This is a genomic window from Streptomyces sp. R818 (genome assembly GCF_056172735.1).
The window spans coordinates 872872-887406 of record NZ_JAOCNE010000014.1 but is presented as its reverse complement, the minus strand read 5'-3'; the positions used below and the strand labels follow the sequence as shown (position 1 = coordinate 887406).

Annotated in this window: 11 protein-coding genes and 2 pseudogenes; 10 read left to right on the top strand and 3 right to left on the bottom strand. The window is 74.2% G+C overall.

What is annotated here, in order from left to right; translation table 11 throughout:
• Positions 1 to 56 precede the first annotated feature (56 nt).
• The 6 genes from N5I75_RS35850 to N5I75_RS35825 all read left to right on the top strand — a co-directional run bounded on the left by N5I75_RS35850 (position 57) and on the right by N5I75_RS35825 (position 7948).
• A complete protein-coding gene (locus tag N5I75_RS35850) occupies positions 57 to 1199 on the top strand; it encodes a Glu/Leu/Phe/Val dehydrogenase dimerization domain-containing protein (protein ID WP_476684338.1) in 1143 nt (380 codons plus the stop codon).
• Positions 1196 to 2845 carry an AMP-binding protein gene (locus tag N5I75_RS35845; RefSeq protein ID WP_476684337.1) on the top strand — a complete coding sequence of 550 codons (1650 nt, stop codon included), beginning with the start codon at positions 1196 to 1198 and terminating at the stop codon, positions 2843 to 2845. Before N5I75_RS35850 ends, N5I75_RS35845 begins: the two co-directional genes overlap by 4 nt.
• Before the next feature lie 147 nt (positions 2846 to 2992).
• Complete coding sequence (locus N5I75_RS35840) at positions 2993 to 4264, top strand: pyridoxal phosphate-dependent aminotransferase (protein ID WP_476684336.1); 1272 nt, start codon at positions 2993 to 2995, stop codon at positions 4262 to 4264.
• Positions 4265 to 4298: 34 nt separating this feature from the next.
• Positions 4299 to 5228 carry a fumarylacetoacetate (FAA) hydrolase gene (locus N5I75_RS35835; protein WP_476684335.1) on the top strand — a complete coding sequence of 310 codons (930 nt, stop codon included), beginning with the start codon at positions 4299 to 4301 and terminating at the stop codon, positions 5226 to 5228.
• Between the two features lie 93 nt (positions 5229 to 5321).
• Entirely contained in the window at positions 5322 to 6710 is a 1389-nt protein-coding gene (locus N5I75_RS35830) for an NtaA/DmoA family FMN-dependent monooxygenase (protein WP_476684334.1), read from the top strand.
• On the top strand, positions 6707 to 7948 hold the full coding sequence (locus tag N5I75_RS35825; protein ID WP_476684333.1) for an LLM class flavin-dependent oxidoreductase: 1242 nt from the start codon (positions 6707 to 6709) through the stop codon (positions 7946 to 7948). Before N5I75_RS35830 ends, N5I75_RS35825 begins: the two co-directional genes overlap by 4 nt.
• Here the strand turns inward: N5I75_RS35825 and N5I75_RS35820 are convergent.
• Together N5I75_RS35820 and N5I75_RS35815 are read right to left on the bottom strand one after the other, a co-directional pair.
• A complete protein-coding gene (locus tag N5I75_RS35820; RefSeq protein WP_476684332.1) occupies positions 7921 to 9504 on the bottom strand; it encodes a sodium/solute symporter in 1584 nt (527 codons plus the stop codon). The genes N5I75_RS35825 and N5I75_RS35820 overlap by 28 nt on opposite strands.
• Positions 9505 to 9763: 259 nt before the next feature.
• Positions 9764 to 10129: pseudogene (locus tag N5I75_RS35815) on the bottom strand (LysR substrate-binding domain-containing protein); the annotation flags it as partial.
• Between the two features lie 224 nt (positions 10130 to 10353).
• Here N5I75_RS35815 and N5I75_RS35810 point away from each other — a divergent pair.
• From N5I75_RS35810 to N5I75_RS35800, 3 genes are all read left to right on the top strand, one after another.
• Positions 10354 to 11580, top strand: a complete 1227-nt coding sequence (locus tag N5I75_RS35810; RefSeq protein WP_476684331.1) for a cytochrome P450 family protein — start codon at positions 10354 to 10356, stop codon at positions 11578 to 11580.
• 25 nt (positions 11581 to 11605) lie between these two features.
• Positions 11606 to 12628, top strand: coding sequence for a UbiA family prenyltransferase (locus N5I75_RS35805; protein WP_476684330.1), 1023 nt, complete (start codon positions 11606 to 11608; stop codon positions 12626 to 12628).
• A gap of 111 nt (positions 12629 to 12739) precedes the next feature.
• On the top strand, positions 12740 to 12943 hold the full coding sequence (locus N5I75_RS35800; RefSeq protein WP_476684329.1) for a hypothetical protein: 204 nt from the start codon (positions 12740 to 12742) through the stop codon (positions 12941 to 12943).
• 13 nt (positions 12944 to 12956) lie between these two features.
• Here the strand turns inward: N5I75_RS35800 and N5I75_RS35795 are convergent, their stop codons facing one another.
• Complete coding sequence (locus tag N5I75_RS35795; protein ID WP_476684328.1) at positions 12957 to 13463, bottom strand: DinB family protein; 507 nt, start codon at positions 13461 to 13463, stop codon at positions 12957 to 12959.
• A 168-nt stretch (positions 13464 to 13631) separates the two neighbouring features.
• Here N5I75_RS35795 and N5I75_RS35790 point away from each other — a divergent pair.
• Positions 13632 to 13829, top strand: a pseudogene (locus N5I75_RS35790) (helix-turn-helix domain-containing protein); the annotation flags it as partial.
• Between the last annotated feature and the right edge of the window lie 706 nt (positions 13830 to 14535).

Genomic DNA, 14535 nt, shown 5'->3' with positions numbered 1-14535 from the left:
CCCCACCCTGCCCCGCTGTTCCGAAGATGACCCCGACCCCGCGAAGGACCCCGGCCATGAGTTTCACGGCAGACAACGAACAACCCGCCTTCACCGTCCACCTCAACGGCAGCGGCGGCCCGCTGCGCGGCTGGGTCGTGGTGGACACCCTGGTCGACGGACTTGCCATGGGCGGCACCAGGATGACCGGCACCGTCACCGAGGAGGAAGTCGCGGGTCTCGCCCGGGACATGACCCACAAGTTCACGCTCGCCAAGCTGCCCATCGGCGGCGCGAAGGCGGGCATCGTCTCCGACGGCGCCACCGGCGAAGGCGCCGCCCGCGAGGAGACCTTCCGCACCTTCGGCCGCACCGTCAAGCCCCTCCTGCACGGCGGCATCCACCTCGGCATCGACATGGGCGTCACCCCCGCCGACCGGGCCGTCTTCTTCGCCGAGGCCGGGTACGACCCGCGCTTCCGGCGCGGCGCCCCGGACATGCCCGTGGACTGGCGCACGTACTACGAGCCGCTGATCGACGCCACCGGGCACGGTGTCGGGACCGCCGCGCTCACCGCCCTGGAGGCAGGGGGCCGCAGCGGGCCGGCGCGCGTCGTCATCCAGGGGTTCGGCGCCGTCGGCCGGGCCGTCGCCCGCTTCCTGGAGACGCGCGGCCACACGGTCGTCGGCGTCGCCGATGTCGGGGGCACCATCAGCGCCGACCGGCTCCCGGTGGACGACCTGATCGCCGTCACCGACACCTACGGCCGCATCGACCGCTCCCGGCTGCCCCAGCACGTCACCACCTCCACCGAGCCCGAGGCGTGGCTGGACGTCGACGCCGACCTGCTGGTCCTCGCCGCGCAGAAGCACGCGCTGACCGAGGCCAACGCGCACCGGCTGCGGGCCCGGCTCGTCGTCGAGGGCGCCAACCTCGCCTCCACCGACGCCGCCCGCGAGAAGGTCACCGCCTCCGGCGCCCACCTGGTGCCCGGCGTGATCGCCAACATCGGCGGCGCCGCCTCCGCCGCGCTCGCGGTCACCCGCGTCGTCCCCTTCGACCTGTCCGCGGACGCCCGCAAGGAGTGGGTCTTCGACTGGGTCGCGGACCGGGTGCGCACCAACACCCGTGACCTCCTGGACATCGCCGCGGGGCAGGCCGGCGACCCGCTGGCCGAGCTGCTGTCCGTGCGCCGCGCGGAGCGCGAGGGACGCCGATGAGCGCCCTCACGGCGGACTTCGTCCGGCCCGATACCCCGCGGCACACGTATCTGGAACGGGGCTGGTGGCGCACCGACACCTTCCTCGACGACCTGCGCCGCCAGGCCCGCGAGCGGCCCCGCAAGCTCGCGATCGCCGCACGCCGCCTGAAGGAGTCGCGCACCGACACCCTCGACTACGCCGAACTCGCCCGGCTCACCGACCGGTTCGCCGGGGCCCTGCTCGACCTGGGCGTCCGGCGCGGCGACGCGGTCGCCGTGCAACTGCCCAACCGGTGGGAGCTGGTGGCGCTGATGTACGCCACCATCCGGGTCGGCGCGGTCATCGTCCCGATCTCCCCCGTCTGCCCGGAGGACGAGCTGCGCCACCGGCTCGGACTCACCCGGGCCCGGGTCCATGTGACCCTGCCGGACTGGGAGGGTGTGCCGCTCGCGGCCACCGTCGCCGGGCTGCGGGCCGAACTGCCCGAACTGGGGCATGTGTTCGCCGTCGGCGGCGGTCCGGCGCCGGAGGGCGTCCGCTCCTTCCACGACCACTTCGTCGCCACCCCGTGGGAGAACCTGCGGGCACAGGACCTCGAAGGCCGCGAACTCACCGCCGACGAACCGTTCGTGGTGCTGTTCACCTCCGGCACGACCGGCGAGTCCAAGGGCGTTCTGCACAGCCAGAACACCGTGCACTCGGCGGTGCGCGGGTACGTCGACGCCTTCGGCCTCGGCCCCGACTGGGTCGTCGCCGTCTCCACCCCTCTCGTCCACTACTCCGGCTTCGCGCAAGGTGTGCTGGCGGGTGTGCTGCTCGGCGGCACCGTCGCCTTCCAGGACCTGCGGGACAACCCCGCGCTCCTCGACCTGGTCGAGCGCTACGGTGCCACCCTGCTCTACGGGCCTCCCGCCACTCTCGCCGACGTGGCGGAGGCCCAGCGCGCCGCCCCGCGCGACACGAGCAGCCTGCGCCATGTCGTGATCGGCTCCGCCCCGGTCCTGGCCTCCCTCGCCGAGGAGGTGCGCGCCACGCTCGGCGCCCGCGCCCATTCGCTGTGGGGCATGTCGGAGAACGGGCCCGTGACCACCACCCGCCCCGACGACCCCGACGGCTGGGCGGCACACAGCAACGGCCGCGCCATCGACGCCATGGAGACACGTGTCGACCCCCTGCCGGACGGCGGCGCGGGCGGCGTCGGCCGGCTCCGGGTGCGCGGCGCCTCCCTCGCGCTCGGCTACCACCGGCGCCCGGAGGCGTTCGCCGCCGAGCTGGACGCGGACGGCTGGTTCGACACCGGCGACCTGGCCCGCGACGACGGCCGCGGCGGCATCCGCGTCCTCGGCCGCGCCCGCGACGCCATCGTCCGCGACGGGGAGGTGGCCCCGGCGGCCCAGCTGGAGGGGGCCATCGGCACGCATCCGGCGGCCGTCGAGGCGGCGCTGGTCGGTCTGGACGACGCGACGATCCTCGCCGTCGTCGTGCCCCGCGACGGCGGCACAGGGCCGACGCTCGACGCCGTCCGCGACCATCTGCGCGCCCAGGGGCACGGCGAGCGGTTCCTGCCCGACCGGGTCGAGGCGGTGCCCGCGCTGCCGAAGACCCTCACCGGAAAGGTCCGCAAGGCCGTGCTCCGCACCCGCTTCACGCCCGGCGAGCACTGACCCGCCCACCCCACGCCCGCCGAGCGCCGACCCGACCACCCCACCTCTGCCGAGCGCCGACCCGACCACCCAACGCCCGCCGAGCGCTGACCCGCCAACCCCACGCCCGCCGTGCACTGACCCGACCGCCCCTGATACGGAGCACTGATGCCCACCCCGGTCCCCATGTCCGCGACGCTCGCGGCCGACGCGGTGCTGGCCCGCAGACAACGCGCCGGACAGCGGATCCTGCCCATGGCCAGCGGCGAGATCGGCCTGCCCGTCCTGCCCGAACTCGCCGCACGCCTGGCAGGCGCCGCCCACCGCACCGCCTACGGACCGGTCACCGGCAGCCTCGCACTCCGTACCGCCGCCACCGGGTACTGGACGCGGCGCGGTCTGGCCACCGCACCGGAGCAGGTGGTGGCGGGGCCGGGCAGCAAGGCGCTCCTGTTCGCGCTGCAACTGGCGATCGGCGGCGACGTGGTCGTCCCGGTCCCGGGCTGGGTCAGCTACGGCGCCCAGACCCGGCTCGCGGGCGGCACACCCCTGCCCGTACCGGTGGCGCCGGGGCGCGGCGGCGTGCCCGACCCGGAGCTGCTGCGCGAGGCGGTCGTCCGCGCCCGGGAGGCGGGCCGCGACCCGCGCGCGGTCGTGGTGACGGTCCCCGACAACCCCACGGGAAACGTGGCACCGGCCGAGACGGTACGGCAACTCGCCACCGTGGCACGCGATGTGGGCCTCTTCATCATCTCCGACGAGATCTACCACGACCTCGTGCACGACCCCGCCGCTCCCCCGGTCTCCCCGGCCAGGTACGCGCCGGAGCGCACCGTCGTCACCTCCGGTCTCACCAAGAACCTCGCCGTCGGGGGCTGGCGCACCGGGGTCGCCCGGCTGCCCGACGGCGAGCCCGGCCACACCCTGCACACGGCGCTCGCCTCGGTGGCCAGCCAGATCTGGTCGAGCCCGCCCGCCCCGGTGCAGGAGGCCGCCGCCTACGCCCTGGCCGAACCGCCCGAGGTGGTGGCGCGGGTGGCGGCGAGCAGGCGGCTGCACGCCACGGTGGCGCGGGCCGTCGCCGCGCGGCTCACGGACGCCGGCGCCGAACTGGCCCCGGTCGTCGCCACCTGCTACCTGTACCCGGATCTCGCACCGCGCCGGGAGCGGCTGACCGCGCTCGGCGTGACCGGCGGCGAGTCCGCCGCCCGGTGGCTGCTCGACCGGCACGGCGTCGGCGTGCTGCCCGCCCGCGCCTTCGGTGAACCCGGCGATCCGCTGCGGCTGCGCGTCGCCACCAGCCGCCTCTACGGCACCACCGACGACGAGCGGCAGGCCGCGCTCGACGCCTCCGACCCGCTGCGGCTGCCGTGGATCGACGCCGCGCTCGACCACGTAGGAACGGCGTTCGCCCACCTCACCTCCCCTGCGCACACCTGACACACACCCCTTGCTACGGAACGAGGACTTCCCCATGCCCGAACTCGACGCCCCGTCCCCCGTGCCTCCCGTGCTCTACGAAGCCACCTACCGGGGCCGCCGCCACGTCGGCTTCGGCCTGCCCGGGCCGGGCGCCGCGCTCACCCTCCACCCGGTCGACGCACACACCCTCACCGACACGTTTCTCACCACCGACGGTTCGCCCGAGGCGGTCCGGGCCGCGCTCCCGACAGCCGAGTCCGTCACCGTGCCCGCCGACGACCCGGAGCTGCGGCTGCGCCCGCCCCTGCTGCCGGAGGCCACGGGCAGCGCGCTGCTCAGCGGCTTCATGGGCACCCACACCAAGAAGTGGGGCGGCGAGAAGGCGCCGGAGGACGGGGAGTTCACGCCGCCGAAGTGGTTCTTCAAGGGCTTCGGAGACTGGGCGCGGCTGCCCGGTGAGGATCTCGTCGTGCCCGCCGCTCCCGTGGCGCTCATCGAGGAGCCCGAGGTCGCCCTCGTCTACGTCAACGACGCCGACGGCACCCCGCACTACGCCGGCTACACCTTCGGCAACGACCTGTGCGACATCGGCCTGCACCGCAAGGACCCTGGCTACAACCCGTACTGCAAGCTGTGCGACACCGCGCTCGCGCCCTGGCTCTTCCTCGGCCCGCCGCCCGCCTCCGTGACCGGCAGGACCACCATCGTCCGCGACGGCGCCACCGCGTGGGAGGGTTCCTTCGACTGCGGCGACGACGCGCTGTACTTCCGCATCGCCGACATGGCCGCGTATTTCTTCACCTTCCCCGCCGTGCGCAGGCCCGGCCTCGTCAACTACCTGCTGCTCGGCGCCGACGAGGCCAGTTTCCACGACGGTTTCCGGATCGCGGACGGGGACCGTATCGCCATCGAGGTGAAGAGCCACGGCGTGACCCTCGACAACACCGTGCGTTACACCACCCCGCACCCGCTCCGGCCATGAACACGGCGTGAAATAGGGGCCCTTGGCCTGTTCGCCGCCGTCGGCGCTCGTGCAGGCTCGGGGCACACCCCACCATCAGGAGGTAGGACAACCGTGACCGCCCCGGCCGGGAAACAGGTGATCCTCGCCGCGCAGCTGCCCGGCATCCACAACGTGACCGTATGGTCCGACCCGAGGTCGCGCAGCCAGATCGCCTTCGAGTCGTTCGCCGCGCTGGCCCGCACGGCGGAGCGCGGCCTCTTCGACTTCTTCTTCCTCGCCGAGGGCCTGCGGCTGCGCGAGCACAAGGACGAGTTCTACGAGTTCGACGTCGCGGGCCGCCCCGAGAACCTGACGGTGCTTGCCGCGCTGGCGGCCGTCACCCGGCGCCTCGGCCTCGCCGCGACGGTCAACGCGACCTTCAACGAGCCCTACGAAGTCGCCCGCAGGCTGGCCACCCTGGACCACTTGAGCGGCGGTCGCGCCGCCTGGAACGTCGTGACCAGCTTCGACGCCTTCACCGGCGAGAACTTCCGCCGGGGCGGCTTCCTGAAGGAGGCAGACCGCTACACGCGGGCGGCCGAGTTCCTGGCTGCCACGCGGCAGTTGTGGGACAGCTGGGACGACGACGCCCTCGCCGACGACACCGCACAGGGCCACTTCCTGCGCCGTCCCGGCACCGGGCGGTTCGCGCACCAGGGCGAGCACTTCGACATCAGCGGCCGCTTCACCTCGCCCCGCGCCCCGCAGGGCCACCCGGTGGTCATCCAGGCCGGGGAGTCGGACGCGGGCCGCGAGTTCGCCGCGTCCGACGCCGATGTCATCTTCAGCAAGTACAACCGCCTGGACGAGGCGCGCGCCTTCTACCGCGACGTCAAGGGCCGCCTCGCCCGGCACGGCCGCACCCACGACGAGCTGAAGGTGCTGCCCACCGCCACCGCTGTCGTCGCCGACACCGACGCGGAGGCCGCCGCGTACGCCGACGAGATCACCCGCGCCCAGGTCGGCCCGGAGACGGCCCTCGCCCACCTGGAAGGGGTGTGGGGCCGCGACCTGTCCGCCTACGACCCCGACGGGCCCCTGCCCGACGTCGACCCCGATCCGGACTCGCTCCTCCTGCGCGGCCATTCCGTCTTCCGCACCGGCCGCCTCGAAACGGCGCGCCGCTGGCGGGCGCTGGCGGAGGAGCGCGGTCTCAGCATCCGCGAACTCGTCACCGAGGTGCACGGCGGGCAGACCTTCGTCGGCAGCCCGCGCACCGTCGCCGACGCGATCGAGCACTTCGTGCGGAGCGGCGGCGCCGACGGTTTCGTCCTGGTCCCGCACCTGACCCCCGGCGGCCTCGACGACGTGGTCGACCGTGTCGTCCCGCTGCTCCAGGAGCGCGGCGTCTTCCGCACGGAGTACACCGGCACCACCCTTCGCGACCATCTGGGCCTCGGCCCGGCGCGCCCCCGCACCCATGCCCGTACGTCCTCGCAGGAAGGCAGCACGACGCGATGACCGGTACCCCCTTCCACCTCGCCGTCGCCCTCGACGGTGCGGGCTGGCACCCGGCGGCCTGGCGTACGAGCGGGGTCCGGCCCGCCGAGCTGTTCACCGCCGAGTACTGGGCCGCTCTCGTGGCGGAGGCCGAGCGCGGGCTGCTCGACTTCGTCACCCTGGAGGACTCGCTGGGCCCGCAGTCCGCCGCCTTCCACCGCCCCGACGACCGCACCGACCAGGTGCGCGGCAACCTCGACGCGGTGCTGCTCGCCGCCCGGCTCGCCCCGCTGACCCGGCACATCGGGCTCATACCGACCGCCAACGTCACGCACACCGAACCGTTCCACCTCTCCCTGGCCGTCGCCACGCTCGACTTCGCCGCCACGGGGCGTGCGGGCTGGCGTCCCCAGATCGCCTCACGGGCCGCGGACGCCGCCCACTTCGGCCGCCGTACGACTCCGCAGCTCACCGACGAGGAGGCGCGCGAGCCGGAACGCATCGCCGCGCGCCTGCGCCCGCTGTTCGACGAGGCCGCCGACGCCGTGGAGGTCGTACGCCGCCTGTGGGACAGCTGGGAGGACGACGCGGAGATCCGTGATGTCGCCACCGGCCGCTTCATCGACCGCGCCAAGATCCACCACATCGACTTCGAGGGGCCGCACTTCAGTGTCCGCGGCCCCTCCGTCACCCCCCGCCCGCCCCAGGGCCAACCGCCGGTGGCGAGTCTCGCGCACGCCTCCGTGCCGTACGAGTTCGCGGCGCGCGCCTCCGACATCGTCTTCGTCACCCCGCACGACAGGGCCGGCACGAAGGCGGTGCTCGGCGAGGTCGACGCGGCGGTGGCATCGGCCGGGCGCGACCGTACGGCCCAGCCGCTCCTCGTCCTCGCCGACCTGCTGGTCCTCCTCGACGACACGCCCGGCGAGGCGGCGCGCCGGCTGGCCCGCCTCGACGACCTCGCGGGCGCGCCGCTCACCTCCGACGCCGAGATCTTCGCGGGCACCCCCGACGAACTCGCCGACCTCCTCCTGGACCGCCGCTCCGCCGGGCTCGACGGGTTCCGGCTGCGCCCCGCCGTCCTGCCGCACGACCTGACGGCGATCACCCGGCGGCTGGTCCCGGCGCTCCAGCGCCGGGGCGCCTTCCGTACGGCCTACACGAGCGACACGCTGCGCGGACATCTCGGGCTGGTGCGGCCGGAGAGCCGGTACGCCGGAACACGTCCGGATCAGCCGCCTGTCCGCACCTCGTCGTAGGGGGTACGGGCATGTGGCCGCACCGCGCTCACACGTGTGCGGCCGACGAGGCCGAGCAGGAAACCGGCCGGGATGGTGAGGAGCCCCGGTGTCTGCAGCGGGAACCAGTGGATGTCGTGGCCGGGGAAGACCGCGACGGGCGAGCCGGTCATCGCCGGGGACCCGGTCAGCAGCACCACGACGAGCGGCAGGGTCCCGTAGACGATCCAGCGCACACCCGTGGCGGAGAAACCCGGCAGGAACAGCGTGTACAGCAGCACCGGCGCGAGGACCGATGCGGACACCGTGAACGACAGCGCGATCAGCGTCATCGTGCCGCGGTCCGCGAGGAGGGCCGCGCACACGACGGCGACGACGCCCACGACGACGATGCTCACGCGCGCCTGCCGGATCTCCCGCGCCGCCGACCGGTCGCCCGTCCCCCGCGCGGGCCGCTCCCGGAAGTCGCGCGCGATGCTGGAGGCGGCGGCGAGGGTGATCCCGGCGACGGCCGCGAGGGTGGTCGCGAAGACGGCGCACGCGACGATCGCGAAGAGCATGCTGTGCCGCGCTCCGCCCTCCACGGGGTCGAGCGCGCCGGTGACCATGAGCAGCGCGGTCGCTCCGCCGGGGTCGGCGGCCCGGACGGCGTCCCGGCCGATCAGCGCGCAGGCGCCGAGCCCGGCCACGACCACCCCGGCGCACACCATCGCGACCGGTCCGACCGCCCAGCCGACGGCGCGGCGGGCGGTGCGGGCGTCCCGCAGCGGATGCAGGCGCATGGTGACGTGCGGCAGACAGGCGGCGCCGATGAGCAGGGTGGCCTCGAAGCTGATGAGGTCGAGGCGGCCGGCCGGGGAGTGACCGAAGTGCAGGCCCGGCAGCGCGTAATCGGCTCCTGCTCCCGACTGGTGGCGGGCCGCGTCGAAGAGGCCGACCGGCGACCAGCCGAACCGGGCGAGGACGATGCCGGCGAGCAGCAGCAGCGCGGTGAGGGCCACGCCCACCTTGAGGATCTGGACGTATCCGACGCCGCGCATTCCGCCCACCGCCGCGTAGCAGATCATGAGGGCGCCGCCGGTGACCGTGCACCACGTCAGCGCGGACTCGGGCAGGCCGAACATCGCGGTCATGATGCGGCCCGCGGTGGTGAGCTGCACCAGGAGCAGCGGGGCGAGGACGACGAGGCCCGCGATGCCGAGCGCCCGGCGTAGGGACGGGTCACGGAGCCGGTCGGTGAGGAAGTCCCCCAGGGTGAACACGCCGCCACGGCGCAGGGGTTCGCCCAGGATCCGCATGAGCAGGAAGAGCGAGAGGACGGTGGCGGCGGCGAAGAGCATGCCGTCGGCGCCGTCGAGGGCGACCGCGCCCGTGGTGCTCAGGAGGGTGGCCGCGGAGATGTAGTCCCCGGCGATGGCGAGCCCGCCGCCGACCGGCCCGAACGCCGCGCTCCCGCCCGCGTAGAAGTGCTCGGGGTCGTCCACGTCCGCCGCCGCGAGCCCGCACAGGAGCAACGACACGGCGACGAAACCGAGAAACACCACGAGCGCGAACGACTGCCCGTCGCCCCCGCTCACGACCGACGCTCCCGCGTACAAGGTCTGTCACGGTGAACGAGGCTGTACGGGGGCGGAGTTGATCGCGTCGCGCAAGACATGCGGGGCATGGCACCAGCCCACCCGCCGCCGCGTACAGGGGACGGAGGTGTTCCGGAGCCGTACGCACAGTGAAGAGGCGTTGGGGTTGTGCTGGGGCACAGTGCCGTGCGTGAACCCGTCGACCGCTGTGCGGCCGGCGTGGCGGTCCGCCGCACCGGGCGCCGTGCGGCCGCCGCTCTCAGCGGAAAGCGGTCGCGAGTTCGTCCAGGAGGGGCGCCGCGCCGGGGTGGGTGTTCCGGTGCGGGGTGATCGCGTAGATGCTGCGGGTCGGGGGGTCGACGAGCGGTGCCGTGGTGACGTCGGCACGTAGTGCGCGGGTCAGGACGCCGGGGATCAGCGCGATGGCGTGGCCGGTCGCGACGAGGGCCAGTTTGCCGAGCAGGTCGGCCGCGGTGAGGTCGATGCGGGGGCTGACTCCGGCGCGGGCGGCGTGCCGGCGCAGCAGGGCCGCGGAGCCGTCGTTGTCCTCCACCCAGGTCTGGTCGGCCAGCGCCTGTACGGGCAGCGGCCCGTGCCCGGCGAGGGGATGACCGGCCGGGAGCACGCCGCTGGACGACTACACCGCTCTCTTTCCCGGCCGCCCGGCCCCGGACGAAGCGGCCTGTTCCCGCCGCATCGACTCCGTCGACGTCCACGGCACCGTCGCAGGGCGGCTCTCGGGCGCGGGGGATCAAACGGGGAGCACTCCCCGCCTCATGTTACGGTCACTCCCGACAGGCAAACGGGGATCTCTCCCCACTTCTGTTCCGCCGCCCGCCGGGAGTCGCCATGCGTACGCACCAGCACCCCACCGTCCCCCTCGCCGACCTGACGGACGACTTCGTCACCGACCCCTATGCCGCGTTCACCGCGCTGCGGGCGCGCGGCCCCGTTCACCATGTCCGCTTCCCCACCGGGGACGAGTCGTGGCTGGTGGTGGGGCACGCCGAGGTTCGCGCCGCGTTCGCCGACCCCCGGCTGCGCAACGACGTGCGGCACTCCGCCGACTTCGAGGACGACGGGCTGTACGCCGTGGGCCGCAACATGCTCCAGGTCGACCCGCCCGACCACACCCGGCTGCGGACCCTGGTGGCCCGCGAGTTCACCGCTCGCCGCGTGCAGGCGCTGCGTCCGCGCGTCCAGGAGGCGGCTGGTGCGCTCCTGGACGCCGTGGCCGCCGACGGCCGCGCCGACCTCGTGGCCGCGTACGCGTATCCGCTGCCGCTCACCATCATCTGCGAGCTGCTCGGCGTGCCGGACGCGGACCGCGCCGCCTTCCGGGCGTGGTCCACACAAGTCGTCGCCCTCGACGACCCCGAGGGGTCCGCCGGGGCGTCCCGGGAGATGGCCGGCTACCTCGCCGGGCTCGCGGAGGAGAAGCGACGGCAGCGGGACGCGGCGGAGAGCGACCTGCTGCACGCGCTGGTCCGCGCGCACGACAGAGCCCGTGAGGGCGACGGCGCCGATGCCGACCGGCTCGCGCCCGAGGAGTTGCTCGGTATGGCCTTCCTGTTGCTGGTCGCGGGGCACGAGACCACCGTCAACCTCATCGCCAACTCCGTACAGCTGCTGCTCAGCCACCCCGAACAGCTCACCGCCCTGCGCGCGGACCCGGGTCTCGTCGAGGGCGCCGTGGAGGAGACCCTGCGCTTCGAGTCCCCGGCCCCGGCGGGCACCTACCGCTACCCCGTCGAACCGGTCGACCTCGGAGGCGTGCGCATACCGGCCGGTGCGCGGGTCGTCCTGTCCATCGCCGCCGCCAACCGCGACCCGGCGCGTTTCCCCGCACCCGAACGCTTCGACATCCGCCGCGACCCGGCCTCCACCCGCGCCCATCTCGCCTTCGGGCACGGCCTGCACCACTGCCTCGGCGCCCCGCTGGCCCGCCTGGAGGCGACTCTGGCCCTGCGCCTCCTGCTCGACCGCTTCCCCCGCCTCGCGTTCGACGGGGACGGCACACCCAAGTGGCGGGCGAGCCTCATGCGCGGCCTGAGCGAACTCCGGGTGCGCTGGTAGGGACCGGTGGTGACACCGTAGGGCCGTGATCGTTGACAGGCCGATGAATGAGTCGGAGGACGCGGGGGCACGTGCGGGCCGGGTGGTGGGCCGCTGGGACCGTGTGCGCGCGCACGCGGAGACGCTGCGGCTGTACGACCTCGTGGTCGTGGCCGTCGTCGGCGGACTCGGCGCCACGCTGGCGGCACCTGTTCCTCAGGTCCCCGCCGTGCTGCTCGCAATCGTCTCCGGGTTGTCGGGCTGCGCGGGCGCGCTGTACGCCGCGGACTGGCTGACCCGGGCCGACGACCTCGTGGACAAGCCGCACCGGCCGATCCCGTCGGGGCGGCTGACGGCGAGCGCCGCGAAGTGGGCGGCGGTCGTGCTGGCGTCCGGCACGCTGGTGCTCGACGCCGTCGTCGCGTGGCACTCCTTGCTGTTCGTGCTGCTCGCCGCTGTCTCCTACGCCGCGTACGGGGCCGGGCTCAAGGGCCGCGGACTGTGGGGCGACGCTGCCTCGGGCTTCGCGGGCTGGACGTGCCCGCTGCTTGCCGGGGCGTGCTTCAGCTCCGTCTGGCCACAGCCCGCACTGCTCCTGCCCGCACTGGCACTGGGCTTGCAGGGCACGTTCAGCAATCTCCTGCTCGCGATCCACGACGTGGACCAGGACCGCCGCGCGGGCAGCCGTACCCTGCCGGTGCGGTGCGGGGTACGGACCTCGGTACGGGTCCTGGGCACGCTGGCGGCGATGTCGTACGGGGCGTCCGCGCTGACCCCGCTGGTACTGGACCGGCATGCTCCCCCGGTGTTCTGGGTGCTGCTGCTCGGGGCGACGTCGACGGCCGGGGTGGTGGTGTGCGGGGCGCGGACGTGGACCGGGAGGGCGATCGCCCTGCACCTGTGTGAACGGGTGCTTCTGCCCGGGGCGTTGTGGACGCTGGCCGATCCTGTCGAGGGGGCGGTGGTGGTCGTGGCGGCGGTACTGGTGGTGACGTCGACGCCGCGTCCGATGCTGCGGGTGGGGGTGGGGGCGGCGTCCCTCAACTCCGGTGCGGCATCGGGGCAGTAGAGGCGGTCGGGCCGGTATCCGTGTCGCCGTCATGCAGGAGGAGTGACCCCACGGCCAGCGCTGCCCCGTGCGGTGTGCCGAGGCCGCGGCGCTCGCCGCTCCCGACGACCAGTGGATCGCCGGGTCCGTGCCGATGTCCACCGCGACCGCGCCGCGCGTGAGACCTCCACCATGGCGCGCGGCGTGTTCAGCTGGGCCGGCGCCGAGTCCGCGGCGGTCGCCAACGGCACCGACACGGCGGCCGGGCCGGCGCACACGCCCTCGGGGGCGGCCCGCCGCGCGACGGGCATCGCGGTCGACATCGTCGACGCGTGACCTGAACGTGCCTCTAGTCGCCCGTCGTTCCGTCGAGCAGCTCGCGCAGGATGTCGAGGTGGCCGTTGTGCCGGGCCGTCTCCTCGGTGAGGTGCAGCAGGATCCAGCGCAGGTCGACGTGGAGCCCGTCGCGGACGGTTCGCTCGGCGCGCCGGTCCAGGTCGCTCCCGGCCACCAGTTCCCGGTAGCGGGCGCTCTGCTCCGCGTACTCGTCAAGCAACTGTGCGAGCGGGAAGTCGACGGCGATCCGCATCTCCCTGTCGGGGTCCTCGTCGGTCCACGGGCCCTGGTCCTCCTCGCCCAGGAGGACCACCTGGAACCAGTAGTACTCGACCCAGCGGAGATGGTTGATCACCCCGCACAGGGTCATCAGCGGCGATCCCGGCAGGAGCGCTCTGCGTGCGTTCTCGGCGGAGACGCCTTCGCACTTGGCGCGGGCGGTGTCGCGCGCGTAGTCGAGGAACGTGGTGAGCTGCGTGCGCTCGTCCCAGGCGGGCGGGGTGTCATCGGTTCTGGTCATCGCGCGAAGCGTCCACGATCACCGCGGTCGTTGTCCACGTCTTTGTCGGCGGGCGCGGCGGGCGGACCGTACCCGAACCGGCCCGCTACGCCCCCGACCTCGGGTTTTGCATAAGATCTACGGGTCACGCCGGGGGAACGGCAAGGGCGTGCGGGAAGGAGCGGGTGGGTGAGCGGGGAGCGCGGGGCGTTCGGGGCCGCGCTGCGGGAGCTGCGGCTCGCGGCGTCGTTGACCATCGAGGGTCTCGCGGAGGCGTCGGGCGTCAGCGTCCGGGGCATCGGGGACCTGGAGCGGGGGCGGCGGGCCGCTCCGCAGCGCCGTACGGTGGCCGCCCTCGCGGACGGGCTCGGCCTCGGCGAGGCGGAGCGCGAGCGCCTCCTGTCCGTCGCGCGCAGCGGACGCGACGCCGGCTACAGCCCGTCCGGGGTGCGCGCCTTCCCCCGCGGCATCGACGACTTCGTGGGCCGCGAGCCCGAAATCGCAAAACTCGTCGCACTCGCGACGCCGCCAGTGCCTGACGGCAGTCCCGTGGGGTCTGGTTGGCCGGTGACGACCGACAGCCCCGATAGGGCCGGTGGTCCCGTGGGGGCTGGTGGTTCCGTGGGGGTTGGTGGTCCCGTGGGGGCCGGTGATCCCGTGACGGCCGGTGGGCCCGTGACGGCCGGTGGGCCCGTGAGTGCCCGTGGGCCGGTGACAGCCGGTGGGCCCGAGAGCGCCGACGGGCCCGAGAGCGCCGGTGGGCCCGAGAGCGCCCACGATCCCGTGACAGCCGGCGAGCCCGAGACAGCGGGCGAGCACGAGACAGCGGGCGAGCCTGTGACAGCCAGCGACCCCGGGACGGCCCGCGGGCCCATGACAGCTGGCGGATTCGAGAGCGCCGGTGGGCGCGTGACAGCCCGCGATCCCGAAACGGCCCGCGGGCCCAAGACAGCTGGCGGACCCGAGAGCGCCCGCGGGCCCGTGACAGCCCGCGATCCCGAAACGGCCCGCGGACCCATGACAGCCCGCGGGTCCGTAACAGCGGGCGAGCCCGAGACGGCCCGCGGGCCCATGACAGCTGGCGGGCCCGAGA